27 protein-coding genes are annotated in these 25,057 nt (G+C 72.8%); 9 read left to right on the forward strand and 18 right to left on the reverse strand.

Annotation, left to right across the window (positions count from 1 at the left end; all coding sequences use genetic code 11):
- The first annotated feature begins 11 nt into the window (after positions 1–11).
- Genes AC0VY3_RS30740 through AC0VY3_RS30755 form a run of 4 tightly spaced genes read left to right on the forward strand, consistent with a single transcriptional unit; the run spans position 12 to position 4,124 of the window.
- Positions 12–1,340 (forward strand): ABC transporter substrate-binding protein, encoded by a 1,329-nt coding sequence (locus AC0VY3_RS30740; RefSeq protein ID WP_475551088.1) that lies wholly within the window; start codon positions 12–14, stop codon positions 1,338–1,340.
- On the forward strand, positions 1,337–2,272 hold the full coding sequence (locus AC0VY3_RS30745; RefSeq protein ID WP_103509688.1) for a carbohydrate ABC transporter permease: 936 nt from the start codon (positions 1,337–1,339) through the stop codon (positions 2,270–2,272). The genes AC0VY3_RS30740 and AC0VY3_RS30745 overlap by 4 nt, the downstream gene beginning before the upstream one ends.
- The gene (locus tag AC0VY3_RS30750) at positions 2,269–3,111 is read left to right on the forward strand and encodes a carbohydrate ABC transporter permease (RefSeq protein ID WP_103509687.1); all 843 of its coding nucleotides are present in this window, start codon (positions 2,269–2,271) and stop codon (positions 3,109–3,111) included. The genes AC0VY3_RS30745 and AC0VY3_RS30750 overlap by 4 nt, the downstream gene beginning before the upstream one ends.
- 26 nt (positions 3,112–3,137) lie before the next feature.
- On the forward strand, positions 3,138–4,124 hold the full coding sequence (locus tag AC0VY3_RS30755) for a hydroxyacid dehydrogenase (RefSeq protein WP_103509701.1): 987 nt from the start codon (positions 3,138–3,140) through the stop codon (positions 4,122–4,124).
- An 88-nt stretch (positions 4,125–4,212) separates the two neighbouring features.
- Here the strand turns inward: AC0VY3_RS30755 and groL are convergent, their stop codons facing one another.
- Positions 4,213–5,838: a chaperonin GroEL gene (gene groL / locus AC0VY3_RS30760; protein WP_103509686.1), complete on the reverse strand. Its 1,626-nt coding sequence runs from the start codon at positions 5,836–5,838 to the stop codon at positions 4,213–4,215.
- Between the two features lie 97 nt (positions 5,839–5,935).
- A complete protein-coding gene (gene groES / locus AC0VY3_RS30765; RefSeq protein ID WP_030084405.1) occupies positions 5,936–6,244 on the reverse strand; it encodes a co-chaperone GroES in 309 nt (102 codons plus the stop codon).
- Positions 6,245–6,534: 290 nt separating this feature from the next.
- On the opposite strand from groES, the gene AC0VY3_RS30770 reads away from it, so the two are divergent.
- A complete protein-coding gene (locus AC0VY3_RS30770) occupies positions 6,535–7,017 on the forward strand; it encodes a DUF6234 family protein (RefSeq protein ID WP_475551089.1) in 483 nt (160 codons plus the stop codon).
- A 38-nt stretch (positions 7,018–7,055) separates the two neighbouring features.
- Here the strand turns inward: AC0VY3_RS30770 and AC0VY3_RS30775 are convergent, their stop codons facing one another.
- On the reverse strand, positions 7,056–7,979 hold the full coding sequence (locus AC0VY3_RS30775) for a polysaccharide deacetylase family protein (protein WP_475551090.1): 924 nt from the start codon (positions 7,977–7,979) through the stop codon (positions 7,056–7,058).
- A 132-nt stretch (positions 7,980–8,111) separates the two neighbouring features.
- Here AC0VY3_RS30775 and AC0VY3_RS30780 point away from each other — a divergent pair, with 132 nt between their 5' ends.
- Complete coding sequence (locus tag AC0VY3_RS30780) at positions 8,112–9,335, forward strand: THUMP-like domain-containing protein (RefSeq protein ID WP_242741481.1); 1,224 nt, start codon at positions 8,112–8,114, stop codon at positions 9,333–9,335.
- A 171-nt stretch (positions 9,336–9,506) separates the two neighbouring features.
- Here AC0VY3_RS30780 and AC0VY3_RS30785 read toward each other — a convergent pair whose 3' ends face one another.
- From AC0VY3_RS30785 to AC0VY3_RS30795, 3 genes are all read right to left on the reverse strand, one after another.
- Positions 9,507–10,295, reverse strand: a complete 789-nt coding sequence (locus tag AC0VY3_RS30785; RefSeq protein WP_475551091.1) for a hypothetical protein — start codon at positions 10,293–10,295, stop codon at positions 9,507–9,509.
- A gap of 69 nt (positions 10,296–10,364) precedes the next feature.
- A complete protein-coding gene (locus AC0VY3_RS30790) occupies positions 10,365–10,829 on the reverse strand; it encodes a VOC family protein (protein ID WP_103509682.1) in 465 nt (154 codons plus the stop codon).
- Positions 10,830–10,945: 116 nt separating this feature from the next.
- A complete protein-coding gene (locus tag AC0VY3_RS30795; RefSeq protein ID WP_475551092.1) occupies positions 10,946–12,409 on the reverse strand; it encodes an MFS transporter in 1,464 nt (487 codons plus the stop codon).
- Positions 12,410–12,526: 117 nt separating this feature from the next.
- Here AC0VY3_RS30795 and AC0VY3_RS30800 point away from each other — a divergent pair, with 117 nt between their 5' ends.
- Positions 12,527–13,246, forward strand: a complete 720-nt coding sequence (locus AC0VY3_RS30800; RefSeq protein ID WP_103507382.1) for a TetR/AcrR family transcriptional regulator — start codon at positions 12,527–12,529, stop codon at positions 13,244–13,246.
- A 21-nt stretch (positions 13,247–13,267) separates the two neighbouring features.
- Here the strand turns inward: AC0VY3_RS30800 and AC0VY3_RS30805 are convergent, their stop codons facing one another.
- The 4 genes from AC0VY3_RS30805 to tsaB are packed head-to-tail and all read right to left on the reverse strand — an operon-like array spanning position 13,268 to position 15,814.
- Positions 13,268–13,537 (reverse strand): hypothetical protein, encoded by a 270-nt coding sequence (locus AC0VY3_RS30805; protein ID WP_103507381.1) that lies wholly within the window; start codon positions 13,535–13,537, stop codon positions 13,268–13,270.
- Positions 13,534–14,652: a tRNA (adenosine(37)-N6)-threonylcarbamoyltransferase complex transferase subunit TsaD gene (gene tsaD, locus AC0VY3_RS30810; RefSeq protein WP_475551093.1), complete on the reverse strand. Its 1,119-nt coding sequence runs from the start codon at positions 14,650–14,652 to the stop codon at positions 13,534–13,536. The genes AC0VY3_RS30805 and tsaD overlap by 4 nt, the downstream gene beginning before the upstream one ends.
- Complete coding sequence (rimI, locus tag AC0VY3_RS30815; protein WP_030084389.1) at positions 14,652–15,170, reverse strand: ribosomal protein S18-alanine N-acetyltransferase; 519 nt, start codon at positions 15,168–15,170, stop codon at positions 14,652–14,654. The genes tsaD and rimI overlap by 1 nt, the downstream gene beginning before the upstream one ends.
- On the reverse strand, positions 15,167–15,814 hold the full coding sequence (tsaB, locus tag AC0VY3_RS30820) for a tRNA (adenosine(37)-N6)-threonylcarbamoyltransferase complex dimerization subunit type 1 TsaB (protein WP_242741864.1): 648 nt from the start codon (positions 15,812–15,814) through the stop codon (positions 15,167–15,169). Before tsaB ends, rimI begins: the two co-directional genes overlap by 4 nt.
- A 134-nt stretch (positions 15,815–15,948) precedes the next feature.
- On the opposite strand from tsaB, the gene AC0VY3_RS30825 reads away from it, so the two are divergent.
- Positions 15,949–16,545: a hypothetical protein gene (locus AC0VY3_RS30825; protein ID WP_475551094.1), complete on the forward strand. Its 597-nt coding sequence runs from the start codon at positions 15,949–15,951 to the stop codon at positions 16,543–16,545.
- A 30-nt stretch (positions 16,546–16,575) separates the two neighbouring features.
- On the opposite strand, the gene AC0VY3_RS30830 is transcribed toward AC0VY3_RS30825, so the two are convergent.
- The 8 genes from AC0VY3_RS30830 to glmS all read right to left on the reverse strand — a co-directional run bounded on the left by AC0VY3_RS30830 (position 16,576) and on the right by glmS (position 24,173).
- Entirely contained in the window at positions 16,576–16,776 is a 201-nt protein-coding gene (locus AC0VY3_RS30830) for a hypothetical protein (protein ID WP_103507377.1), read from the reverse strand.
- Positions 16,777–16,965: 189 nt separating this feature from the next.
- Positions 16,966–17,511, reverse strand: coding sequence for a tRNA (adenosine(37)-N6)-threonylcarbamoyltransferase complex ATPase subunit type 1 TsaE (gene tsaE / locus AC0VY3_RS30835; RefSeq protein WP_103507376.1), 546 nt, complete (start codon positions 17,509–17,511; stop codon positions 16,966–16,968).
- Entirely contained in the window at positions 17,480–18,730 is a 1,251-nt protein-coding gene (locus AC0VY3_RS30840) for an alpha/beta fold hydrolase (protein WP_475551095.1), read from the reverse strand. Before AC0VY3_RS30840 ends, tsaE begins: the two co-directional genes overlap by 32 nt.
- Complete coding sequence (gene alr, locus AC0VY3_RS30845) at positions 18,727–19,905, reverse strand: alanine racemase (protein WP_103507374.1); 1,179 nt, start codon at positions 19,903–19,905, stop codon at positions 18,727–18,729. Before alr ends, AC0VY3_RS30840 begins: the two co-directional genes overlap by 4 nt.
- Before the next feature lie 60 nt (positions 19,906–19,965).
- Positions 19,966–20,343 (reverse strand): DUF488 domain-containing protein, encoded by a 378-nt coding sequence (locus AC0VY3_RS30850; protein ID WP_242741490.1) that lies wholly within the window; start codon positions 20,341–20,343, stop codon positions 19,966–19,968.
- A gap of 44 nt (positions 20,344–20,387) precedes the next feature.
- A complete protein-coding gene (locus AC0VY3_RS30855) occupies positions 20,388–21,836 on the reverse strand; it encodes an NAD(P)H-hydrate dehydratase (protein WP_475551096.1) in 1,449 nt (482 codons plus the stop codon).
- Between the two features lie 75 nt (positions 21,837–21,911).
- Positions 21,912–22,280, reverse strand: coding sequence for a holo-ACP synthase (locus tag AC0VY3_RS30860; RefSeq protein ID WP_103507544.1), 369 nt, complete (start codon positions 22,278–22,280; stop codon positions 21,912–21,914).
- Between the two features lie 45 nt (positions 22,281–22,325).
- On the reverse strand, positions 22,326–24,173 hold the full coding sequence (gene glmS / locus AC0VY3_RS30865) for a glutamine--fructose-6-phosphate transaminase (isomerizing) (protein ID WP_103507543.1): 1,848 nt from the start codon (positions 24,171–24,173) through the stop codon (positions 22,326–22,328).
- A 251-nt stretch (positions 24,174–24,424) separates the two neighbouring features.
- On the opposite strand from glmS, the gene AC0VY3_RS30870 reads away from it, so the two are divergent.
- Positions 24,425–24,937 carry a hypothetical protein gene (locus AC0VY3_RS30870; RefSeq protein ID WP_475551097.1) on the forward strand — a complete coding sequence of 171 codons (513 nt, stop codon included), beginning with the start codon at positions 24,425–24,427 and terminating at the stop codon, positions 24,935–24,937.
- Positions 24,938–25,057 lie beyond the last annotated feature (120 nt).

Genomic DNA, 25,057 nt, shown 5'->3' on the forward strand with positions numbered 1-25,057 from the left:
GGAGCCATGCCGTGAGCCGCAGTTGGTCCCGTCCCGTCCATGCGCTGGTCGGCGCCGCCACCGCTCTCGCCGTCGTCACGGCGTGCGGCGGCGCCGACGACTCCCGCGCCCGAGGTACCGCCGACAACCCGGTGACCGTGTCCTTCTGGGCATGGACGAAGGGATCCCAGGAGGTCGTGGACGCGTTCAACGCCACCCACGACACGATCCGGGTGAAGTTCGAGGAGATACCCTCGGGCGGTCTCGGCGGCTACCCCAAGATCGCCAACGCGGTGAAGGCGGGCATCGCCCCCGATCTGCTCTCCATCGAGTATCCGCAGCTGTCCGCGTTCGTCAGCCAGGGGTCGCTGCAGGACATCAGCCCCTATCTGACGGAGGACATCAAGAAGAAGTTCTTGCCGCAGACGATCGAGATGACGACGCTCGGCGGCAAGAACTGGGCCGTCCCCTTCGACGCCGCGCCGCAGATCTTCTACTACCGCAAGGACTTCTTCACCGAGCACTCCATCGAACCGCCCGCCACCTGGGACGACTTCCGGGTCGCGGCGGAGCAGGTGAAGAAGGCCTCGCCGAGGACCAGGATCGCCACCTTCTTCCCCGACGACCCGACGTTCTTCCAGGCCATGGCGTGGCAGGCCGGCGCGCAGTGGTTCCGGGCCGGGACGGACGCCTGGCGGATCGACACCACCGACCCCGCGTCGGAGCGCACCGCCGCGTACTGGCAGGGCCTGATCGACGACCGGCTCGTCTCCACCGCCTCCTCGTTCAGCCCCGAGTGGACCGGCTCCCTCAAGCAGGGCACCACCGTCGGCTACCTCGGGGCGTCCTGGAGCGCGGGCGTGCTCGCGGGCATCGTGCCCGAGCAGAAGGGCAAGTGGGCGGCGGTACGGCTGCCGAGCCAGGAGGCGGACCGGCCGGCCAGCGGGATGATCGGCGGTTCCACGTTCGCCGTCAGCAAGGGCAGCACCAGGACGGCGGCCGCCGTCGAGTTCGCGCTGTGGATGTCGACGCACGAGGACGCGATCAACGCCCGGATCGGGGCGAGCACATCGAGCGCTCTGCCCGCCTCCCCCGCCATGGTGCCGATCGCGAGGAAGGCCTTCGACACGGGTTTCTACGGCGGTCAGGACCTGTACGGGCTGTTCGAGGAGGCGGGCAGGTCCATCGGGCCCGACTGGGTGTGGGGCCCGAGCCCGGGGGCGACCAACTCCGCGCTGGGCGACGAGCTGGGTGAGGTCGTCGGCGGCGGCTCGACGCTGCCGCGCGCGCTCAGGAGAGCCCATGAAGCCACCGTCGCCGACCTGAGGAAGCGCGGCCTGAAGGTGGCGGAGCACTCATGAACCGCAACGACGGGGGACGCCCCCCGAAGGTCATCGGCTCACGTGCCCGGACCCGGCTGGCGGCGGGCACGCTCCTGGCCCCCTTCTTCGCCCTGTTCACCGTGGCGATGATCGTCCCGGTCGGCTACGCGCTCTGGCTCAGCCTCTTCACCGAGAAGCAGTCCGGCCTGGGCTTCGACGGCCCCCGTACCGTCTTCGACGGGCTCGGCAACTACGCGACGGCCCTGGGCGACCAGGCGTTCCGCGACGGTTTCCGGGTGCTGCTCGGCTACTGCGCGTTCTACATCCCGCTGATGGGCGGCGGCGCGATCGTGCTGGCGCTGCTGCTGGACACCGCGCTGGCCCGCGCCCGCCGCTTCTTCCAGCTGGCGCTGTTCCTGCCGCACGCCATCCCCGGCCTGATCGCCGCGCTGATCTGGATCTACCTCTACACCCCGCAGCTCAGCCCGGTCGTCGCCGCCATGGAGGCCGGCGGTTTCGGCTTCGACTTCTTCTCCTCCGAGGGCACGCTGCCCTCCATCGTGAACATCGCGCTGTGGCAGTGGCTCGGCTACAACGTGGTGATCTTCTACGCCGCCCTCCAGGCCGTGGACCGCTCACTGCTGGAGGCGGCGACCGTCGACGGCGCGGGGAACTGGCGGATCGCCTTCTCGGTCAAGCTTCCCCTGATCCGCTCGTCGCTGGTGATGGTCCTGCTCTTCACGATCATCGGTTCGCTCCAGCTGTTCACCGAACCGCTCATCCTCAGCCGTGGCTCGGGCTCGGCGGTGACCAGCACCTGGACCCCGAACATGTACGCGTACAGCGCCGCCTTCGAGCGCAACGACTACGGTCTCGCCGCCGCCGCGTCCGTCCTGATCGCCCTGGTCGCCGCCGCCCTGTCCTTCGTCGTCACGCGCTTCGCCAACCGCAGGAAGGAGGCACGCCGATGACCTCCGGCCGATGGCTGTCGAAGACGGCGGTCAACGTCGTCCTGCTGATCGCCGCCGTGTACACGCTGTTCCCGCTGATCTGGCTGCTGACGGCGGCCACCAAGGACGCCGGGAATCTGCTGGGCGGCGATGTCCTCTCCTTCGAGGGCTTCGACCTCGGACACAATCTCTCCGAGCTGACGTCCTACCAGGACGGCATCTACTTCCGGTGGTACGGCAACTCGCTGCTGTACGCGGGCATCGGGGCGCTCGGCTGCTCGCTGGTCAGCGTCGCCGCCGGGTACGCCTTCGACAAATACCGCTTCCGGGGCAAGGAGAAGCTGTTCGCCCTGGTGCTGCTGGGCGTGCTGCTGCCCTCCACCGCCCTCTCCCTGCCGCTGTATCTGCTCGCGGTCGAGACCGGCACCGTCAACACCTACTGGGCGGTGCTGATCCCGGCGCTGGTCAACCCGTTCGGTGTGTATCTGTCCCGGATCTTCAGCGCGGGCTACATACCCGACGAGGTCCTGGAGGCCGCCAGGATCGACGGGGCCGGTGAACTGCGCACCTTCTGGTCGGTCGGCCTGCGGATGGTGATGCCGGGGTTCGTGACGGTGTTCCTCTTCCAGTTCACCGCGATCTGGAACAACTTCTTCCTGCCGCTGGTGATGCTCTCGGACAAGGACCTCTACCCGCTGAGCCTGGGCCTCTACAACTGGCACAGCAACGCCAACGCCGACCCGGCCTTCTACCCGATGGTCGTGACCGGCTCGCTCCTCGCCGTCACGCCGCTGATCATCGCCTTCGTCCTGCTCCAGCGGCACTGGAAGGCGGGCCTGACCGCAGGGAGCCTGAAGTGACATCCACCCCCACCGCCCTCCTCGCCATGGGCCCCGGCATCGCGGACCGCCTCTTCACCCCCGTACGACGGGAGCGGCTCACCGCGCTCGTGGACACCGACCCGGCGCTCGTCGCGCACCGGCTGACCGACCCGGAACCCGAGGTGGCGGCCGCGCTCGCCGGGGCGGAGCTGCTCATCACCTGCTGGGGCGCGCCCCCGCTGACCGCCGGCGTCCTCGCCGCCGCGCCCCGGCTGCGGGCCATCGTCCACGCGGCGGGAAGCGTCAAGCACCACATCACCCCGGCCTGCTGGGAGCGGGGCATCCAGGTCACCTCGGCGGCCGGGGCCAACGCGCTGCCGGTCGCGGAGTACACGCTGGCCGCGATCCTGTTCGCCGGGAAGAACGTGCTGCCCGCCGCCCACCGCTACCGGCAGCTGCGCGCCCCGCACGACTGGCGGGCGGAGCTGGCGGGGCACGGCAACTACCGGCGGTGCGTGGGCATCGTGGGCGCCTCGCGGATCGGCCGCCGGGTGATCGAGCTGCTGCGCCCGTTCGATCTGGACGTGCTGCTCTTCGATCCGTACGTGGACGCGGGGGCGGCGGCGCGGCTCGGCGCGGCGAAGGCGGGCCTGGACGAGCTCTGTGCCCGTAGCAGGATCGTCTCGGTCCACGCGCCGGAACTGCCCGCGACCCGGCACCTGATCGGTGCCGCCCAGCTCGCGGCGATGGCGGACGGGACGACGCTGATCAACACCTCGCGCGGTTCGCTGATCGACGAGGAAGCGCTGCTGCCGGAGCTGGTGGCGGGGCGGCTGAACGCGGTGCTCGATGTGACGGAGCCGGAGGTTCCGCCGCCCGGATCGCCGCTGTACGACCTGCCGAACGTACTGCTGACACCGCATGTCGCGGGTTCGCTGGGCGACGAGATCCACCGGCTGGCGGACTGCGCGCTGGACGAGGTGGCGCGGTACGCGAGCGGGCTGCCGTTCGCGGACCCGGTCGCCCCGGACGACCTGGCGCGCAGGGCGTAGGGGCCAGGCCGCCCGGAACGCACCGAGGCCCGGTGCCCCCGCGACGGGGGTACCGGGCCTCGGCCGTACCGGAAGGTACGGGGCCGTACTAGTGGGAGTGGCCGTGGCCGCCGTGACCGGCGTCGGCCTCTTCCTCGGCCGGCTTCTCGACGACCAGGGTCTCGGTCGTGAGCAGCAGCGACGCGATGGACGCGGCGTTCTCCAGGGCGGAGCGGGTGACCTTGACCGGGTCGATGACGCCGGCCTTGACCAGGTCGCCGTACTCGCCGGTGGCGGCGTTGAAGCCCTGGCCCTTGTCGAGCTCGGAGACCTTGGAGGTGATGACGTAACCCTCCAGGCCGGCGTTCTCGGCGATCCAGCGCAGCGGCTCGACGGCGGCGCGGCGGACGACCGCGACACCGGTGGCCTCGTCGCCGGTCTTGCCGAGGTTGCCCTCCAGGACCTTCACGGCGTGGACGAGGGCGGAGCCACCGCCGGAGACGATGCCCTCCTCGACCGCGGCGCGGGTGGCGGAGATGGCGTCCTCGAGGCGGTGCTTCTTCTCCTTGAGCTCCACCTCGGTGGCGGCGCCGACGCGGATGACGCACACGCCGCCGGCCAGCTTCGCGAGGCGCTCCTGGAGCTTCTCGCGGTCCCAGTCGGAGTCCGTGGACTCGATCTCGGCCTTGATCTGGTTGACGCGGCCCTTGACGTCCTCGGTGTTGCCACCGCCGTCGACGATGGTCGTGTCGTCCTTGGAGACGGTGACGCGGCGGGCGGTGCCGAGCACGTCCAGACCGGCCTGGTCGAGCTTGAGGCCGACCTCCTCGGCGATGACGGTCGCACCGGTGAGGGTGGCGATGTCGCCGAGCATGGCCTTGCGGCGGTCGCCGAAGCCCGGGGCCTTCACCGCGACGGCGTTGAAGGTGCCGCGGATCTTGTTGACGACGAGGGTGGAGAGCGCCTCGCCCTCGACGTCCTCGGCGATGATCAGGAGCGGCTTGGAGGCGCCGGCCTGGATGACCTTCTCCAGGAGCGGCAGCAGCTCCTGGATGGAGCCGATCTTGCCCTGGTGGATCAGGATGTACGGGTCGTCGAGGACGGCCTCCATACGCTCCTGGTCGGACACCATGTACGGGGACAGGTAGCCCTTGTCGAAGGCCATGCCCTCGGTGAACTCCAGGTCCAGACCGAAGGTGTTGGACTCCTCGACGGTGATGACACCGTCCTTGCCGACCTTGTCCATCGCGTCCGCGATGAGCTCGCCGACCTGGGTGTCCTGCGCGGAGAGCGCGGCCACGGCGGCGATGTCGGACTTGTCGTCGATCGGGCGGGCCGTGGAGAGGAGCTCCTCGGACACGGCCTTGACGGCGGCGTCGATGCCCTTCTTCAGGGCGGCCGGGGAGGCGCCGGCGGCGACGTTGCGCAGACCCTCGCGGACGAGCGCCTGGGCCAGGACGGTCGCGGTGGTGGTGCCGTCACCCGCTACGTCGTTGGTCTTGGTCGCCACCTCCTTGACGAGCTGGGCACCGAGGTTCTCGTACGGGTCGTCGAGCTCGACCTCACGCGCGATGGTGACACCGTCGTTGGTGATGGTGGGAGCGCCGAACTTCTTGTCGATGACGACGTTGCGGCCCTTGGGGCCGATCGTCACCTTGACCGTGTCGGCAAGCTTGTTGACGCCGCGCTCAAGGGCGCGACGGGCGTCCTCGTCGAACTTCAGAATCTTCGCCATGGGCTGTATCCCTCTCAAAATGAACTGCGCCCCTCGCCGCCCGGCTAGTTATTTCGCAGGGGGCCAGGGGCGCAGAACACAAGCAAACGTGGGTGAATTACTTCTCGACGATCGCGAGGACGTCGCGGGCCGAGAGGACGAGGTACTCCTCGCCGCTGTACTTCACCTCGGTGCCGCCGTACTTGCTGTACAGGACGACGTCGCCGGTCTTGACGTCGAGCGGAAGCCGCTCGCCGTTCTCGAAGCGGCCCGGGCCCACGGCGAGGACGACGCCCTCCTGGGGCTTCTCCTTCGCGGTGTCCGGAATGACCAGGCCGGAAGCCGTGGTCTGCTCGGCGTCGAGCGGCTGGACCACAATGCGGTCCTCGAGCGGCTTGATCGCAACCTTGGAGCTGGTGGTCGACACGATCCGGTCTCCCCCTTCGGAGATCTCACGGGGTTTAACAGTCTGTGGGCGGCGACCAGACCGATCCGTCGTCGCGGGTGCCGGACCTGCCCTGTCGCGCAAAGGTGGTGCTGGCACTCTCCAGTGGGGAGTGCCAGACCCGAGACTATGACCGCGATTAGCACTCGGTCAAGCGGAGTGCCAATTCACCACCCTCGCGCCGTCTCGATCGAGGCTCGATCAGGGCTCCGTCGGGTCACCGTCCGGACAACGTGGGGACGGAGCGCGGTGTTCCGTACGACGGTGCGGAGATGACGCACTCCGAGAGCCGCCCGCCGGAACGCCCCGACGAGAAAGCCGCATCGCGACGGCGGGCGTCGGAGCCGGGCGGGTGCGCGGACCTGCTGATGGGCCTGCTGCTGGTGGTCGCGGAGGCGACAGCCGGGGCACTGCTGCTCATCGTGATCGCGGTGCGGACCCTGGCGCCGCCGCACGGCCCCTCCGAAGGCTTCGCCGACGCGTGGGGCCCGACCATCGCGCTCGCCGTTCCGGCCGTGATCCCCGCCGGCCTCGCCGTGAGCCTGCTGCGCAACCGGTGGCACTGGGCGGGCGGCATGCAGGTGCTCGTCGCGGCGGCCCTGTGCGCCGCCGCGCTCGCGTCGGCGGTGGAGCGGCGGCCGGACCCGTGGACGGACCGCGGCCCCGGCCCCACGACCGCACCGGCCCCCACCTACGTCTCCCCGCCCTGCCGCAGCGGCGGCGACAACGCCGCATGCGCGCACAGCGGAGGCTGAGCGCGCATGCGGGGCCGGAGTGCGGGGAAGGGCTCCGGTCAGACGTAGTCCTCCAGCTTCGCCACCGCGTACCCCTTGTCCGTGATGGTCTTCATGACCCGGCGGATCATGTCGGGCATCGAGCCCTTCCAGTCCCCCTTGCCCCGGAAGTGGGTGAGGACGATGTCGCCGGGGTGCAGGTCCCGGTCCCACTCGCGCCACTCCATGTGGTCGGGGAAGGCCTCGGAGGACCACAGCGGTACGGCGGTGATCCCGCAGGACTTGGCGATGACGAGGGTGTCGCGGTTGTAGTTGCCGTAGGGCGGGCGGAAGAGGGTGGGCCGCTTCCCGAAGTGCTTGAGGATCTTCTCCTGCTGGCCGCAGATCTCCCGCTTCTGCTCGGCGTAGGAGAGGCCGGGCAGATAGCGGTGGTTGAGGGTGTGGTTGCTGATGGTCACCCCGCGCTGCTGCATCTTCTTGAAGTAGCCGTAGTCGTCGTTGATGACGTAGTCGCTGAGGAACGCGCTGTACGGGATGTCGAGTTCGGTCATCATCCGCAGCAGCTCGGGGTCCTTCTCCGCCCCGTCGTCCATCGTCAGGAAGACGATCTTCTCCTTGGTGGGGACGGTGGTGAAGACGGGCGGCAGCCCCTTGTCGTCCCGGACCTCGAAGCCCTTGCGGGTGGTGATGACCGGCTTTGCCTTCGGCGGCTCGGGGGCCGCGAGCGGGGTCTTGGCGAGGCCCCACTTCCTCGCGGCGACGGCCCGTGCGGCCTGCTTCTTCCTGAGCGCCTCCGCGTAGGTGTCGAGGGCTCGCGCCGGCCCGGCCTGCGGGGCGGCCTCGCCCTGCTGGCCTGCGGCGGGTTTCGCGGGCCCGCCGGGGGCTCCCGTGCCGCTGCCGCCCGTCTCCGCCGCGCATCCGGAGGCGACGGCGGCGGCCAGCAGAGCCGCCAGCACGACGACGCCCGACCTGTGCCACTTCATGGCTGATTTTTCGTTTTGTCGTACTAGCTGCATGGCGCCGCATCCTGCCAGCCGTCGGCCCGTCTCCGGCCCCGACACCGCGAGCGGACCGGCGCCGTCCCCCGGCCGGCCCACACCCGTACACCGGCCACAATGGACCGGGTGAACGCATCGACCCCCGCCGCCCCGTCCGACGACCCCGCGCGCACCGCCTTCGCCGCGCTGCGCACCCCCGAGGGCGAGCAGCTGCTGGCCGGGCTGCGCGACCACGACCCCGCCGACGAGCTGGCCACCGCGACCCGGCTGCGCCGTACGCACCCGGCGGAGCTGGTGTCGGCGGCGCTCGGCCAGGCCCGGCTGCGGCAGCGGGCGGTGGCGAAGTTCGGGGCCGAGGACGCCCACCGGATGTACTTCACGCCCAACGGCGTCGAGCAGGCCACCCGCACCTCGGTCGCCGCCCACCGAGCCGCCCGGTTCGCCGGGCTCGGCGTGCGGAGCGTGGCCGACCTGTGCTGCGGCATCGGCGGCGACGCCATCGCGCTGGCCCGCGCCGGGATCTCCGTACTGGCCGTGGACCGCGACCCGCTGACCGCCGAGGTGGCCCGCGCCAACGCCGAGGCGCTCGGCCTCGCCGGGCTGATCGAGGTGCGGTGCGCCGATGTCACGGAGATCGACATCGCCCCGTACGACGCGGTCTTCGTGGACCCGGCCCGGCGCGGCGGCCGGGGCAGGATCTTCGATCCGGAGGCGTACTCACCGCCGCTGTCCTGGGCGACGGCCACCGCGCTGAAGGCTCCGAGGGCGGCGCTGAAGATCGCCCCGGGCATCCCGCACGAGGCGATCGGCCCGGAGGCGGAGGCCGAGTGGATCTCGGACGGCGGCGATGTGAAGGAGGCGGTGCTCTGGTACGGGGAGGGCTTCGCGCCCGGTGCGTTCCGGGCCACGCTGCTGCCCTCCGGGGCGACCCTGACCGCCCCGGCCCCGCTGCCCGCCCCGCCGGTGGGCCCGGTCGGGCGCTATCTGTACGAGCCGGACGGCGCGGTGATCCGGGCCCATCTGGTCGCCGACATCGTGGAGCGGTGCGGTGGGCGGCTGGTGGACGAGACGATCGCGTACGTCACGAGCGACGAGCCGTACTCCTCCCCGTACGTCGCCGGGTACGAGATCACCGACCGGCTGCCCTTCAACATGAAGAAGCTGAAGGCGCTGCTGCGGGAGCGGGAGGTCGGCGTACTGACCGTCAAGAAGCGCGGTTCGGCGGTCGAGCCGGAGGAGCTGCGCCGCCGGATGAAGCTGAGCGGACCGAACGCGGTGACGGTGTTCCTGACCCGGGTGGCGGGGGCTCCGACGATGCTGATCGGCCACCCGCTGGGGTGAGCCGGGCGGTTCGACCGCCGTCCGGCGGACCCACCCGGCCCGTCCGGCGTTCGAGGACGGAACCGTCGAGCACGTTCTCGGGTGCGGACAAGGGTCTCCCCTGCCACGGGGCCCGTAAGGGGCTCGCCCACCAGGCGAAGGGTTCCGTCCTCGAACGCCGGACGGGCTGGATCAGCGGTGGCCGGGCCCGCCGGTGCGGACAAAAGGCGGGCGCACGGGCCCGGACTCCGGCGCGGCCGACGGCCGTACGGTCCCGTCCCCGGTCCCCGCACCGCCCCCGGTACCGGCTCCGAGCCCGGCTCCGAGCCCGGTCCCCGTACCTCCTCCGCCCCCGGTTCCCATCAGGACGCCCACCACCCAGCGGCGGTGCGCCAGGGCCGTGACCGCGCCGATCAGCGCGGTCAGCCAGGCGACCATGCCGACGCCCATCATCAGGGCGACCAGCCCGTACGTGTCCCGGCCGGGCCGGGCGCTCGCGGGCCCGATGACGCACAGGGCCAGCCCCACCGCGCCCAGGGCGAACGACAGCAGCAGCCAGGTGAGGCTCGTCCCGGGCATCCGCAGCCGCCGGTCGCGCTCCGGGTCGCGCGCCAGCGCACCCCAGGCGGTGAGCAGCGTGCGGACCTTCCGGTCCCGGGAGACGCCGACGCAGAGGAAGACGACGGCCGGGATCAGGACCGCCGCGCCGATGACCAGGCTGACGGCGCCGCCGATGACACTGACGAAGTCGACCAGGTCGATCGCCTGCTCGAACATGACGATCCCGGTGCCCACCACGCCCCAGCCGATCGCGGCGAGCGCCGCCCACATCCACAGCAGCCCCAGCCGCCCCGGCCCCACGTGCATCGTCACCAGCTCGCCCAGGACCACCGCCCGGTCGGCGAGCATCGCCTCGCGGTCGGGCCAGGAGCGGATCTCGGCGGGCGGCGGAGGGGGTGGCAGCGGGGCACGGCGTGGCATGCGCAGAACACTACCGATGCGCCGCGGGTCACCACCGACGCGGTGCGGTCACCACCGACGCGGTGCGGGTCAGGCGTCGCGCAGGGCCTGGACGTCCAGCTTGCCCATGCCGAGCATGGCCTTGACGACACGTTGCGCCCGCTCCTTGTCCGGGCCGGTGACCAGCCGTTGCAGCTCGTTCGGGACGACCTGCCAGGAGACCCCGAACTTGTCCTTGACCCAGCCGCACGGTCCCTCCTCGCCGCCCTCCGAGAGCGCGGCCCAGAACCGGTCCACCTCGGCCTGGTCGGCGCAGTCGACGGAGAGCGAGATCGCCTCGGTGAACGGGAACTGCGGTCCGCCGTTGAGCCCGATGAAGTCCTGGCCCGCGAGCCGGAAGTCGACGGTGAGCACGGAACCCGTCCTGCCGGGGGCCTCTTCGCCGTAATAGGTGATGTCCCCGATCCGGGAGTCGCCGCCGAAGATCGCGACGTAGTGCTCGGCCGCCTCCTTCGCCTGGCCGTCGTACCAGAGACAGGGGGTGATCTTCTGCATGGTCTGCTCCTCGGGCCGTCCACCCGTCCGGGCCGGGCGGCCCGGACGTCGTGGAAGGCAGACCCGGCCCGCCGCCCGAACTCATCGGACCCGCCCGGCCCCGCACCCGTACGGACTCAGCGGGCGGCCGCGCCGCTGTCCGGCTCCACGGCCACCGGGCCCGCGGCCCCGGTCCGGCGCTCCGCCGGCAGCAGGACGTACGCCGCCAGCGCGGCCGCCGCCAGCAGGCCCGCGGCGGCCCAGAAGGCGGCCGCGTACCCCGAGGACAGCTCGGTGGGAACGGTGGAGCCGCCGGTGACCCGGGCGGCGACGGTGACCAGGACCGCGAGGCCGAGCGAGCCGCCGACCTGCCGCGAGCTGTTGAGCAGCCCGGAGGCCATGCCGGTCTCGCCGGGGTCCACATCGGTCGTCGCGGCCGTGCCGAGCGGGACGAAGCACAGGCCGATCCCGAAGGAGCAGACCAGCGACGGGCCGAGGATGGAGACGAGGAAGCCGCCGTCGACCGTGGCGGTCACCGCGAACCAGCCCATCCCGAGCGCGGCCAGCGTCGCGCCCACCGTCATCAGCCGCCGGATGCCGAGCGCGGCGACCGCGCGGGTGGCGAGGACCGAGCCCGCGACGACACCCACGCAGAAGGGCAGGAACGCGAACCCGGCGGCGGTCGGCCCGAATCCGAGGACCAGCTGCATGTAGAGCGAGACGAAGTAGAACGCGCCGAACTGGGCCGAGGCGAGCAGCAGACAGAACAGGTTCGCGGTGAGCACCGGCCGCCCCTTCAGCAGGCCGGGCCGGAGCAGCGGGGAGGCGGTCCGCAGTTCGACGGCGACGAAGGCGGACAGCAGGACGACCGCCGCGCCGAGGGAGGCGAGCGTGGTCGCCGAGGACCAGCCGTGGTCCGAGGTCCGCACCAGTCCGAGGACCAGCAGCGTCGTCCCGGCCGTGGCCAGCAGCGCCCCGGCGACGTCCAGCCGGGCCCCGGCCCGCCGCTGCCCGCCGACGGAGCCGGTGCGCGCGGCGGCGGCCAGGGCGAAGGCGACGATCGGCACGTTGACCAGCATCACGGACCGCCAGCCCGTCGCGTCGGTGAGCACGCCGCCCGCCAGCACCCCGACCGCGCCGCCCGCCGCGCCCGCCATGCCCCACAGTCCGAGCGCCCTGGACCGGGCGGGCCCGGCCGGGAAGGCGAGGGTGATCAGGGCGAACGCCACCGGGGCGAGGGCCGCCGCGCCGACGCCCTGCACCGCGCGCGCCGCCACCAGCGAACCGGGTGACCAGGCGAGGCCGCCCGCCAGGCTGGCCAGTCCGAACAGGACCAGACCCGCCGTCAGGACGCGGCGGGGGCCCGCCAGGTCGGCGAGCCGGCCGCCGAGCATGAGGAGCCCGCCGAAGGCGAGGGCGTAGGCGTTCACGACCCACAGCAGCCCGTCCCCGCCGAAGCCGAGGTCGCTGCGGATGTCGGGCAGCGCGACGTTCACCACGGACATGTCCAGCGACACCAGGAACTGCACGGTGAGCGCCACCACCAGCAGCCATCGCGCATGCCGCTCCCCCGCACCCGGTTCCTTCGTCGTCCCGCCCATGACGTCCCCTTCCCCTCGATGTGTCCCTCGGCGTCACCCTCGATCGAGAATTACCATACACGTATAGAAAATAGACGCGCCGGTACGGAGAGGGAGCCGTAAGGGGAGAATGCCCAGGTGTCAGGCAGCGAGAAGACCGAGAAGAAGACCGCGAAGAAGAAGACCGGGGCGTCCGGGCGGCCCGTGGGACGGCCCCGGCGGCTGGACCCGGCCGTGATGGTCGCCACCGCGCGCCGCATCGTCGAGGAGGAGGGCGTGGCCGCCCTGTCCATGCGGCGGGTGGCGAAGGAGCTGGGCAGTACGCCGATGGCCCTCTACCACTACGTGCAGGACAAGGACGAGCTGCTGATGCTCACCCTGTCCGGCACGGCGGCGGCTTTCCCGCGCCCGGAGCTGCCCGAGGACCCGCGCGAGCGGATCGTGGCGGTGGCCGCGCACATGCACGACGTCATCGGCCGGATCCCCTGGGTGCTGGACGTCCTGGCGCTGGGCGAGCTGACCGACCGCAACGCCCTGTGGATGGTGGAGGAGATCGTCGACTGCGCGCTCGCCTGCGGCCTCTCACCGGCCCGCGCGGTCCGGGCGTACCGGACGATCTGGAGTTACGTCTACGGCGACCTGGTCTTCCGCAGGGCGGCGGCCCGCCGGGCGGAGAACCCCTCGCGCCGGGAGTTCTTCCCGGAGATGATCACCGAGGAGGACGCGGCGGAGCTGCCCCGGCTCACCGGGTTCAAGGACCGCTGGCGGGAGTACGCCGCCGACTACGAGACCGTCGAGGAGCTCGACGCGATCGTGGACGGCCTGATCCGGCGCGGAACCCGGGGCGCGGGAGCCTGAGGCCCCCGGCGGGCCCGCCGCTCAGCCCACCGCCTCGAAGCGCCAGCGGTGCACCGGGCGGGTGATCAGGGCGGCGTCGGGCTCGGGGAGTTCGGGCAGGTCGTCGGCGTACGAGGCGTCCTGCCACCACGTCATCACCAGCACCCGGTCCTGCGGGGCGCGCAGCAGCTCGCGGCGGCGGGGTTCACGGGCCAGCTCGGCGGCCCGGGCGCGGGCCCACTCCAGGAGCTCGCCGCCACGGCCCTCCACGGCCCGGGCCTCCCACATCAGGACGATGGTCGCGCCGCTCATGAGTACAGGTTGTCCTTGCTGATCTCGTGCACGTGGTCGTGGTCGTGGTCGTGGTCGTGGCGGTGCGCGGCCCCCGGCACGTGCGGCTCCGTCACCGGCAGCGAGGAGTCGGCGGACAGCTCCAGGTCGGAGGGGCGGCGGTTGCGGGCGACCATCTCCGCGCCGAGCGCCGCGACCATCGCCCCGTTGTCGGTGCAGAGGCCGGGGCGCGGCACCCGCAGCCGGACGCCGGCCCGCTCGCAGCGCTCCTGGGCCAGGGCGCGCAGCCGGGAGTTGGCCGCGACGCCGCCGCCGATCATCAGGTGGTCGACGCCCTCGTCCTTGCAGGCCCGGACCGCCTTGCGGGTGAGCACGTCCACCACGGCCTCCTGGAAGGACGCCGCCACATCCCGTACCGGCACCTCCTCGCCCGCCGCGCGCTTCGCCTCGATCCAGCGCGCCACCGACGTCTTGAGGCCGGAGAAGGAGAAGTCGTAGGGGGCGTCGCGCGGGCCGGTCAGACCGCGCGGGAAGGCGATGGACTTCGGGTCGCCCTCCTTCGCCAGCCGGTCGATGACCGGGCCGCCGGGGAAGCCCAGATTCAGCACGCGGGCGATCTTGTCGAAGGCCTCGCCCGCCGCGTCGTCGATCGTCGCGCCGAGCGGGCGGACGTCGCTGGTGATGTCGGGGGCCAGGAGCAGGGACGAGTGCCCGCCGCTGACCAGCAGGGCCATCGTCGGCTCGGGCAGCGGGCCGTGCTCCAGCTGGTCGACGCAGATGTGCGAGGCGAGGTGGTTGACCCCGTAGAGCGGCTTGCCGAGCGCGTACGCGTACGCCTTCGCGGCCGAGACGCCGACCAGCAGGGCGCCCGCGAGCCCGGGCCCGGAGGTGACGGCGATGCCGTCGAGGTCGCGGGCGCTGACGCCCGCCTGCTTCAGGGCGCGCTCGATGGTGGGGACCATCGCCTCCAGATGGGCGCGGGAGGCGATCTCCGGGACGACGCCGCCGAAGCGGGCGTGGGTGTCGACGCTGGAGGCGACGGCGTCGGCGAGCAGGGTCGTGCCGCGCACGATGCCGACGCCGGTCTCGTCGCAGGAGGTCTCGATGCCGAGTACGAGGGGTTCGTCGGCAGCCATCATTCAGTCCCGGTCTCTGGTGCGTGCTCGTGCACGGCTTGCTCTTGCATGGTCAGGCGCATGACGAGCGCGTCGATGTTCCCCGGCTGGTAGTAGCCGCGCCGGAAGCCGATCGGCTCGAAGCCGAAGCGCTCGTACAGCTTCTGCGCGCGGGTGTTGTCGACCCGTACTTCGAGGAGCACGGTGGCGCTCTCGAAGGCGGTCGCGGCCTTCAGCAGGTCGGTGAGGAGCTCGGAGCCGAGGCCGGTGCCCCAGGCCTCGCGGCTGACCGCGATCGTCTGGACGTCGGCCAGGTCGCCGAGGGCGGCGAGCCCGGCGTAGCCGACGATCCGGCCGGTGGCGGTCTCCTCGGCGACGACGTAGTGGCGGGTGGCGCCGGGGCCGCGGGCGTGGGCCAGCTCGGACCAGAACATGCCGGGCGACCAGGCGTCGTCCGGGAACAGCGCGTGTTCGAGCTCCAGCACCGGTGCGATGTCCCACCAGCGCATCTCGCGCAGTACGGCGGTGGCGGCGCTCACTTCGGGGTGACCACCTTGTAGTTCTTCGGGACCTGGGCGTCGGGCCGGCGCAGATAGAGCGGCCGCGGCTCCAGGAGCTCCTGCCCGGCGGCCAGCCGCTCGGCGGCGAGCGCGGCGAGCGCCCCGGCGGCCACGTGCTCGGGGCCGCGCGCGTCCGGGAAGGACTCCGGGTAGAGCCGCGCGCCCGCGCCGGCCACGGGAAGCCCGGCGAGGGCTTCGGCGATGTCGGCGGGCCGGTCGACGGCGGGTTCGCCCGTACGGGTGCGGGCGTCCTCGTACCGCGCCCAGTAGACCTCCTTGCGGCGCGCGTCCGTCGCCACGACGAACGGCCCCTCCAGGCCCTCCTGCCCGGCGGCGTACGCGATCCCGTCCAGGGTGCACAGACCGTGGACCGGTACGGAGAGGGCGGAGCCGAAGGTGGCGGCGGTGACCAGGCCGACCCGCAGGCCGGTGTACGGGCCGGGGCCGACGCCCACGACCACGTCCGTCACGGCGTCGAGCTTCGTCCCGGCCTCGGCGAGGACCCGGTCGACGGCGGGCAGCAGCAGCTCCCCGTGCCGGCGGGCGTCGACCTGGCCGGAGGAGGCGATGACGGACGTACCGTCGTACAGGGCGACGGTGACGGCGGGCGTGGCGGTATCCATGGCGAGCAAGAGCACGCAAACAGCCTACGGCTCCGCCGACGGCGGTACGGCGTCCGTACGGCGTCCCGGTCCGCGCACGCGCTGCTGCTACCGTCACCGGGTATCCGCGGGTACGACGTAAACGCTTGTACGACATGCGGCAGGCGGCGCCGAAAGGGGAGTTCACGGTGGCAAGGAGCAGCTCGGGAATCGTGGCCGGGCTCACTGCGGCGGCGGTCGCCGCGGTCGCCTTCCTCGCTTACCAGGCCTCGGCGAACGCCCCCGACTCGGTGGCGTCCACGCCCGGCCCGAAGACGTCCGCCGCGGCCTCGGCGCAGCCCTCCGCCAAGCCGAAGCCCCCGGCCGACCCGCTGGCTGTCCCGGCTGCCTCCGGCAAGGGCGAGCGCGTCGTGTACGCGCTGAAGGACCGCCGGGTGTGGCTGGTCGACGAGAACAACAAGGCGATCCGCACCTTCACCGTGATGCCGAGCCCCGTCAGCCCGCCGCCCGGCGTCCACCAGGTCACCTCGCGCTCGGGCACGGTCCGGGGCTCGGACGGCGTCCCGATCGAGCACGTGGTCCGCTTCGCGAACGTGGACGAGGTGGCGATCGGCTTCAGCGCGGCCCAGGACGGCTCGATGGCCAGCCCGGACCCGACGTCGAAGACCGGCGGCGTCCGGATGAAGCGCGCGGACGGCAACGCGATGTGGTCCTTCGCGACGATCGGCGCGAAGGTCGTCGTCGTCCCGTAGGCGGCGTCCGGCGGATCGCTGCCGGGTCCGTCACGCGGCGTCGCGCCTGGCCGGCGGGGGCACCGCGCCGCGGGCGTCACCGGCGCTCGCTTCCTCCGGCTCGTGGCGCGTCCCGCCCGGCGGGGTGGAGACCGCGGTGGCCGCGGCGCACGAGGCCAGCAGGTCTCTCATCGACAGGGCGGACGGAGTCGGTCGCGGCTGCGGTCGCGCTGCGCGCTCGGGCGTCGGCATGGATGCCTCCTGGGTGCTCCGGTGGAGGGCACGGTTAGGTAAACCTAACCACGTCTCGTACTCATGTGACCACGACCACGGTCCCCCGCGCAACAATTTACCGACGCGCTGTCGGGAAGGGTAGGGCCGGGCGTCACCGACCGGGCGTCACCGACCGGGCGTCACCGACCGGGCGTCACCGACCGGGCTCTACGCCAGGTCCTCCCGCAGCCCCGCCCAGCGCGCCCCGATGCCGACCAGGGTCACCTCGCGCCGCTCGTCGTCGGTGTCTCCGGTCGCGCGGTCGATGAGGACCCGCAGTCGGTCCTCGGCCAGCTCCTCGACCTTGCCGTCGCCCCACTCCACGACCACCACCGACTCCGGCAGCGACACGTCCAGGTCCAGGTCCTCCATCTCGTCGAGGCCGCCGCCGAGGCGGTAGGCGTCGACGTGGACCAGGGCCGGGCCCTGGACCAGTGAAGGGTGGACGCGGGCGATGACGAAGGTCGGCGAGGTGACCGCGCCGCGCACGCCGAGGCCCTCGCCGAGGCCGCGGGTCAGCGTCGTCTTCCCGGCGCCCAGCTCGCCGGTGAGCATGACCAGGTCGCCGGGGGCCAGCACCCGGGCGAGGCGGCGGCCCAGGTCCTGCATCTGTTCGGGGGAGGTGACGGTGAGCGTCACGGCGACGGCCTCGGGCACGGCCCCCGCGGGGGCGGGAGCGGTCTCAGCGGCCGGGCTGTTGTGCGGTGCTTCCATGTCCGCCAACGTTAGCGGCCGGCACCGTGCCGCTGCGTACGAGCAGGTCGGCCAGCCGGTCCGTGACGGTCTCCGGGTGCTCCAGCATCACCAGGTGCCCGGCGTCCGGCACGATCACCAGCTCGGCGTCGGGCAGGACGTCCGCGATGGCCTCGCTGTGCGAGCTGGGGGTGACCAGGTCCTTGTCCCCGGCCAGGACCAGCACCGGCACGTCCCGGAACGCGGGCAGCGCGCCGCTCTTGTCGTGGTCGGTGAAGGCCGGGTAGAACTCGGCGACCACATCGATCGGGGTGGACTCGATCAGCCGTTCCGCGAACCGGGCGACCGCCGGGTCCACGTCCCGCGAGCCGAACGAGTACCGCTTGATCAGCCCGGCGAACAGGTCCGCCGTGGCCCTCCGGCCCTTCTCCACCAGCTCCGTCTGCGAGCCGAGCGCCTTCAGCACCCCGGGCAGCACCCGGCGCACCGCGTTCACGCCCGCCACCGGCAGCCCGAAGTCGACCTCGCCGAGCCTGCCGCCGGAGGTGCCGACCAGGGCGACGGCGGCGACCCGGTCGCGGATCAGGGCCGGGTACTGGTCGGCCAGCGCCATCATCGTCATGCCGCCCATGGAGTGCCCGACCAGCACCAGCGGGCCCTCGGGGGCCGCCGCGTCGATGACCGCCTTCAGATCGCGGCCGAGCTGGTCGATGCCGACCGGCACCCCGTCCGCCTGGGCCCGGCCCCGCCCGGAGCGGCCGTGGCTGCGCTGGTCCCAGTAGACGCAGCGGACGAGACCGCGCAGCGCGGCCCGCTGGAAGTGCCAGGAGTCCTGGCCGAGGCAGTAGCCGTGGCTGAAGACGACGGTGACCGGGGCGGGCGCCCTGCGTCCGAAGAGGCGACGGCGGCGGGCGCCGGAGGCGCCCTCGTCGGCCGTCGCCTGCGCGTCCTCCACCTCGTCGACCTCGTAGTACAGCTCGGTGCCGTCGTCGGCGACGGCCCGGCCCGGCGTGCCGCGCAGCGAGCCGTAGGGCCCGGTGGCGTCCAGGGCGAGACGGGCCTTCTTGCGCATGCCGCGCCCGACGGTGAGCCGCTCGACGGCGACCCCGGCCGCCGCGCCCGCGGCGAGCACCCCTATCGCGGCCCCGGCGATCCCCGCCCGGCGCCAGCCCGCCGCACCGGCCGCGCCGGCCACGTTCGCGGTCGCGGCCACCACGGCCTCCGCGCTGCTCTCGCTCACTGCTGTCCGCCCCCGGTCGGATCGGTGTGACCGGTTGTCCCGTTCACGTACACCCTGGGCACCCGGGTGCCGATGCGCGTGACGATCTCGTACGCGATGGTGTCGGCGGCCTCCGCCCAGTCCTGCGCGGTCGGCTCGCCCCGGTCGCCGGGCCCGAACAGCACCGCCTCCGCGCCCGCCTCGGGCCGGTCGCCGTCGAGGTCGACGACGAACTGGTCCATGGCGACCCGGCCCGCGACCGTGCGCCGCCGACCGCCGACCAGGACGGGGCCCCGGCCGGACGCGTGACGCGGGACGCCGTCCGCGTAGCCGACGGGGATCAGGCCGAGGGTCGTCCCGGTGGTCGTGCGGTAGTGGTGGCCGTAGCTGACGCCGTGTCCGGCCGGGGCGTCCTTGACCAGGGCGACGGACGCGGCGAGCGTCATCACGGGGCGCAGCCCGAGGTCGGCGGAGGTGCCCAGCTCGGGGGCGGGCGAGATGCCGTACATCGCGATGCCGGTCCGGACGAGGTCGAAGTGCGCCTCGGGAATCGTGAGCGTGGCCGGGGAGTTGGCCAGGTGCCGCACCTCGGGCTCCACGCCCTCCTTCTCGGCATACGCCACCATGTCGCGGTAGACGTCGAGCTGGGCGGCGATCGAGGGGTGGCCCGGTTCGTCGGCGCAGGCGAAGTGCGACCACAGGCCGGTGATCCGGACCCGTCCGGCCTGCTCGGCGGCGAGCGCCTCGGTGACCAGTTCGGGCCAGTCGGCGGGCTGGCAGCCGCCCCGGCCGAGGCCGGTGTCGGCCTTGAGCTGGACGCGGGCCGGGCGGCCCGCGGCTCCGGCGGCGGCGACGACCTCGCGCAGCGCCCACATACCGCCGACCGACACGTCGAGGTCGGCCTCGATCGCCTCGCGCCAGGGGCCGCCGGGCGTCCAGAGCCAGCACATGATCCGGCCGTCGAGTCCGGCCGCCCGCAGGGCGAGGGCCTCGTGCGGGGTCGCGGTGCCCAGCCAGGCCGCCCCGGCCTCCCGCGCGGCCCTGGCGCAGGGCACCGCCCCGTGCCCGTACCCGTCGGACTTCACCACGGCCATGAGCTGCGCACCGGCCGCCCGCTCGCGCAGGACACGCACATTGGCGCGCAGCGCGGCGAGGTCGATCTCGGCACGGGCTCTCAGGGACGCTGTCTCGTTCATCGCGCCCAGTCTCTCAGAGGCACCCGCCACCTCCCGGGCAGTGCACGCCGGTATCCGGGCTTATGTACGTTTCATCACATGCCTGAGGTGGTCGACCAGGACCGGGACATGGCTGTCCTCGACGTCCTTGGCCGCTGTGATCAGGGTGACCGGGCCGCCCTCGCGCACCAGGCCGGCGAGCTGCTCGACCGCCTCCGTGTGCGTCGGGTCGTCCAGCTCGGTGCGGTAGCGCTCGACGAACTCCTCGTGCCGGTCCGCGCGGTCGTGGTGGTACCAGGAGCGCAGCTCGTCCGAGGGCGTGACGTCCTTGAGCCATACGCCGACGGCGGCCCGCTCCTTGGAGACGCCCCGGGGCCAGAGCCGGTCGACCAGGACCCGGGTGCCGTCGCCGTCCTCGGCCGGGTCGTACGCCCTGCGTACGCGTACGGGGTCGCTCACCGCCTGCACCGCCCTTCTGCCGGGGCTTCCACCATCGCCCCCGCTCACCCCGCCCGCACGTCGCGCCAGGCCGCCGGGATGCCGTCCGCGACGTCCTGCGCGGAGACCGGGGCCCCGTCCGAGCCGTGCCGGGCGGCCAGCCCGTGCAGATAGGCGCCGACGGACGCGGCGTCGCGCGGGGCGAGCCCGGCCGCGAGCAGGGAGCCGGTCAGACCGGAGAGCACATCGCCGCTGCCCGCCGTGGCCAGCCAGGACGTACCGGTCGGGTTGACCCGTACGGGGGTGTCGCGGGCCTCCGCGATCAGGGTCGTGGAGCCCTTGAGGAGCACGGTGGCGCGGTAGCGGGCGGCCAGTTCGCGGACCGCGGCGAGCCGCCCGGACTCCACCTCCTCGCGGGCGGCGCCGAGCAGCGCGGCGGCCTCACCCGCGTGCGGGGTCAGAACGGTCGGGGCGGTCCGGGTGCGTACGGTCTCCGCGTCCAGCAGCCGCAGCCCGTCCGCGTCGACGAGCACGGGCACGTCGGCGGCCAGCACATCGGCGACGGCCGCCTCCGCGCCCCGCCCGTCACCGAGCCCGGGCCCGACCACCCAGGCCTGCACCCGCCCGGCCTTCGACGGCGGCCCGGCGTGCACCAGCGCCTCGGGGAACCGGGCGATCACCGCGTCCGCGCCCGGTCCGACGTACCGCACCGCCCCGGCCCCGCCGCGCAGCGCGCCCGCGACCGCGAGGACCGCCGCGCCCGGGTAGCGCTCGGACCCGGCGACCACGCCGACGACCCCGCGCCGGTACTTGTCGCTCTCCGCGCCCGGCACCGGCAGCAGCGCCGCGACGTCCGCGTACTGGAGCGCCTCCAGGTCCGGCGGCTCGGGCAGCTCCGGCCCGAGCCCGATGTCCACCAGCCGCAGCGCCCCCGCGTGTTCGGCGGCCGGGTCGATCAGGAGGCCGGGCTTGTAGGTGCCGAAGGTGACCGTCGCGTCCGCCCGGACCGCGTCGCCGTGCACCTCCCCGGTGTCGGCCTCCACCCCGCTCGGCAGGTCGACGGACAGGACCGGCGTACGGTCCCGGGTCACCGCGTGCAGCACGTCGGCGGCGTCCTCGCGCAGCCCGCCGCGCCCGCCGATGCCGGTGATGCCGTCCACCACGAGGTCGAGCACGCCGAGCCCGTCCGGCCCGTCGGCGACCTGTCCGCCGGCCGCCAGCAGCGCGGCGAGGCCGCCGGGGTGCGCCCGGTCGGGGGCGAGCAGCAGGGCCCGCACGCCCGCGCCCCGGCGGGCGAGGCGGGCGCCGGCGTAGAGCGCGTCGCCGCCGTTGTCGCCGCTGCCGACCAGGAGCAGGACCCGGGACCCGTACACCCGGCCGTTGCGCCGCAGCAGATCGCCGCAGGCCACGGCGAGTCCGGCGGCGGCGCGCTGCATCAGGGCGCCCTCCGGCAGCCGCTGCATGAGGGCGGCCTCGGCGGCCCGTACGGTCTCCACGCTGTAGGCACGTCGCATGGTCCAACCCTCCGCGATCACAGGGGCCGACGCCACCCCCGCAGGGCGTGGCGACCGGTTCGGCCGTGCGGGTGCTCACCCCTCCGCGATCACCACCGCCGAGGCGACCCCCGCGTCATGGCTGAGCGAGACGTGCCAGCCGCGCACGCCCAGTTCGGCGGCGCGGGCGGCGACCGTGCCGCGTACCCGCAGCCGGGGCTGCCCGCTCTCCTCGACCCAGACCTCCGCGTCGCTCCACAGCAGCCCGCCCGGTGCGCCGAGCGCCTTGGCCAGGGCCTCCTTCGCGGCGAACCGGGCGGCGAGCGAGGCGACACCGCGCCGCTCGCCGCTCGGCAGCGTCAGCTCGCTCCCGACGAAGAGCCGGTCGGCCAACTGGGGCGTACGCTCCAGCGCCGCGCCGAACCGCTCGATCTCGGCCACATCGATGCCGACTCCGATGATCACGAACCCACCCTCGCCATCCCCATCACCCGGGACGCACGCCCCGGTTCACTCCACGGTCACGGACTTCGCCAGATTGCGCGGCTGGTCCACTTCGTTGCCGCGGGCCGTCGCGAGCTCGCAGGCGAAGACCTGGAGCGGCACGGTGGCGACCAGCGGCTGAAGCAGCGTAGGCGTTGCGGGGACGGTGATGAGGTGGTCGGCGTACGGGACGACGGCCTCGTCGCCCTCCTCGGCGACGACGACCGTGAGCGCGCCCCGGGCCCGGATCTCCTGGATGTTGGACACGATCTTGTCGTGGAGGACCGAACGCCCCCGCGGCGACGGCACGATGACGACGACCGGCAGCCCCTCCTCGATGAGCGCGATCGGCCCGTGCTTCAGCTCGCCGGCCGCGAAGCCCTCGGCGTGCATGTAGGCGAGTTCCTTGAGCTTGAGCGCGCCTTCGAGGGCGACCGGGTAGCCGACGTGCCGGCCGACGAACAGCACGGTGTCGTGGTGGGCGAGGGACCGGGCCAGCTCGCGCACCGGCTCCATCGTCTCCAGTACGCGGTCGACCTCGCCGGGGACGGCGGAGAGCTGGCGCACCACCGCACGGATCTCGTCGCCCCACTTGGTGCCGCGCACCTGGCCGAGGTAGAGCGCCACCAGGTAGCAGGCGACGAGCTGGGTGAGGAAGGCCTTGGTGGAGGCGACGGCGACCTCGGGCCCGGCGTGCGTGTAGAGGACGGCGTCGGACTCGCGCGGGATCGTCGAGCCGTTCGTGTTGCAGATGGCGAGCACCTTCGCGCCCTGTTCGCGGGCGTGCCGCAGCGCCATCAGGGTGTCCATGGTCTCGCCGGACTGGGAGATGGCGACGACGAGGGTGCGCTGGTCCAGGATCGGGTCCCGGTAGCGGAACTCGCTGGCCAGCTCGGTCTCGCAGGGCAGCCGGGTCCAGTGCTCGATGGCGTACTTGGCGATCATCCCGGCGTGGAACGCGGTGCCGCAGGCGACGATGACGACCTTGTCGACCTCGCGCAGTTCGGTGTCCGGGATGCGCACCTCGTCGAGGTGGAGCGCGCCCTCGCCGTCGATCCGGCCGAGGAGGGTGTCGGCGACGGCCTGCGGCTGGTCGGCGATCTCCTTGAGCATGAAGGAGGCGTAGCCGCCCTTCTCGGCGGCGGAGGCGTCCCAGTCGACGTGGTATTCGCGCACCTCGGCGAGCTCTCCGTCGAAGCCGGTGACGGTGACGCCCTCGCGGCTCAGCTCGACGACCTGGTCCTGGCCCAGCTCGATCGCGGAGCGGGTGTGTGCGATGAAGGCGGCGACGTCGGAGGCGAGGAACCACTCGTCCTGCCCCACACCCACGACGAGCGGTGAGTTGCGCCGGGCGCCGACGACGACGTCCGGCTGGTCCGCGTGGACGGCGACGAGGGTGAACGCCCCCTCCAGCCGCCGGCACACCTGCCGCATCGCGTCCGCGAGGTCTCCGCCCGCCGAGAACGCCTCGGCCAGCAGATGCGCGACGACCTCGGTGTCCGTCTCCGACTCCAGGGCGTGCCCGCGCCCGGTCAGTTCGCGGCGGAGGGCGGCGAAGTTCTCGATGATCCCGTTGTGCACGACGGCGACCCGGCCCGCGTTGTCCAGGTGCGGGTGGGCGTTGACGTCGGTGGGCGCTCCGTGCGTCGCCCAGCGGGTGTGCCCGATGCCGGTCCGCCCGGCCGGCAGCGGCCGGTCCCCCAGCTCCTTCTCCAGATTGACGAGCTTGCCCGCCTTCTTCGCGGCGGCCAGCCCGCCGTCCGCGAGTACGGCGACACCCGCCGAGTCGTAGCCCCGGTATTCGAGGCGCTTGAGTCCTGCGACGACGACGTCCTGCGCCGACTGTCCACCGACATAACCCACGATTCCGCACATAACGGCACCCTAAGGCCGGAAGGCGGATTCCAGGCCTCTTGAAAACTTCGTGACGCGATCGACGCTGATCTTCATACAACCTTTTCGGCAGTGTGGTGAAGCTCACACTCCCCTTCCTCCCATGTCGCCTATGCCGTACGTGCCTTGCTTGCCTTCGGGTGCGGCAGCTGTTGGGCTGAGTTCACCCGGAAGGTGACAGCGGGGTACGAGCAGGGGGCTCGGGACACCTTCCGGTGATGCGAGGAGGGGTTTTGAGAAGGCGCGTACTGAAGTCCGCCCTGGCCGCTGGCGCCCTGTCCGGGGTGGTCGTGGCAGCGCTCGTGACCGGACAACCGGATTCGGACCAGCAGGAGTTGACGCTCCGTCCGGTGGCGGACGAGGGGCCGGGCCACGCCGTGGAGGACTTCGCCTATCCACAGGCCGACAAGATCCTCGCCGAGCAGGGGATCCTGCTGAAGCGGGGCGACGGGCACATCGTGCTGGCGCAGTGCGGCAGTTCTCCGGATCTGCTGGAGATCTACGTACGCCACGAGAGCGCCGACAAGTTCTGCTTCCGGACCACGGGCGCCTCCGGCTATCTGAGCCTGGAGCTGCCCGCCGTCTACGGCGTCCAGACCAAGGACCACGCGACCGAGCTGTCCACGACGGTCGACGGCGAGGACCACCAGTACGACGTGGCGGCCAACTCCTGGGCCCCGGTGGGCGAGACGGCCGACCCGGAAGGCCGCGAGCACGTGCTCGTGGAGATCGTCACCTCCGGCTAGCCGCCGGCACACACCCCGAGAAAGCGCCGACGGCAGGTCAGCCGCGGGGCTATGCCGCCGTGCGTAACGCCATCAGCGCCGCTCACCCGGGTGAGCGGCGCGTCCAGCGTTCCCACACCG

Source organism: Streptomyces sp. iso_384 (assembly GCF_056172905.1).

Coding starts and splice junctions, on each gene's coding strand:
- AC0VY3_RS30785 (WP_475551091.1), bottom strand. CDS start 10,295: ATGCCACGCCGTGCCCCGCTGCCACCCCCTCCGCCGCCCGCCGAGATC.
- AC0VY3_RS30805 (WP_103507381.1), bottom strand. CDS start 13,537: ATGAGCGGCGCGACCATCGTCCTGATGTGGGAGGCCCGGGCCGTGGAG.
- AC0VY3_RS30750 (WP_103509687.1), top strand. CDS start 2,269: ATGACCTCCGGCCGATGGCTGTCGAAGACGGCGGTCAACGTCGTCCTG.
- AC0VY3_RS30775 (WP_475551090.1), bottom strand. CDS start 7,979: ATGAAGTGGCACAGGTCGGGCGTCGTCGTGCTGGCGGCTCTGCTGGCC.
- AC0VY3_RS30745 (WP_103509688.1), top strand. CDS start 1,337: ATGAACCGCAACGACGGGGGACGCCCCCCGAAGGTCATCGGCTCACGT.
- tsaB (WP_242741864.1), bottom strand. CDS start 15,814: ATGGATACCGCCACGCCCGCCGTCACCGTCGCCCTGTACGACGGTACG.
- AC0VY3_RS30830 (WP_103507377.1), bottom strand. CDS start 16,776: ATGCCGACGCCCGAGCGCGCAGCGCGACCGCAGCCGCGACCGACTCCG.
- AC0VY3_RS30825 (WP_475551094.1), top strand. CDS start 15,949: ATGCGGCAGGCGGCGCCGAAAGGGGAGTTCACGGTGGCAAGGAGCAGC.
- AC0VY3_RS30855 (WP_475551096.1), bottom strand. CDS start 21,836: ATGCGACGTGCCTACAGCGTGGAGACCGTACGGGCCGCCGAGGCCGCC.
- glmS (WP_103507543.1), bottom strand. CDS start 24,173: ATGTGCGGAATCGTGGGTTATGTCGGTGGACAGTCGGCGCAGGACGTC.
- AC0VY3_RS30790 (WP_103509682.1), bottom strand. CDS start 10,829: ATGCAGAAGATCACCCCCTGTCTCTGGTACGACGGCCAGGCGAAGGAG.
- groL (WP_103509686.1), bottom strand. CDS start 5,838: ATGGCGAAGATTCTGAAGTTCGACGAGGACGCCCGTCGCGCCCTTGAG.
- alr (WP_103507374.1), bottom strand. CDS start 19,905: ATGAACGAGACAGCGTCCCTGAGAGCCCGTGCCGAGATCGACCTCGCC.
- tsaD (WP_475551093.1), bottom strand. CDS start 14,652: ATGGCTGCCGACGAACCCCTCGTACTCGGCATCGAGACCTCCTGCGAC.
- tsaE (WP_103507376.1), bottom strand. CDS start 17,511: ATGGAAGCACCGCACAACAGCCCGGCCGCTGAGACCGCTCCCGCCCCC.
- AC0VY3_RS30795 (WP_475551092.1), bottom strand. CDS start 12,409: ATGGGCGGGACGACGAAGGAACCGGGTGCGGGGGAGCGGCATGCGCGA.
- AC0VY3_RS30755 (WP_103509701.1), top strand. CDS start 3,138: ATGGGCCCCGGCATCGCGGACCGCCTCTTCACCCCCGTACGACGGGAG.
- AC0VY3_RS30770 (WP_475551089.1), top strand. CDS start 6,535: ATGACGCACTCCGAGAGCCGCCCGCCGGAACGCCCCGACGAGAAAGCC.
- AC0VY3_RS30780 (WP_242741481.1), top strand. CDS start 8,112: ATGGACCGGGTGAACGCATCGACCCCCGCCGCCCCGTCCGACGACCCC.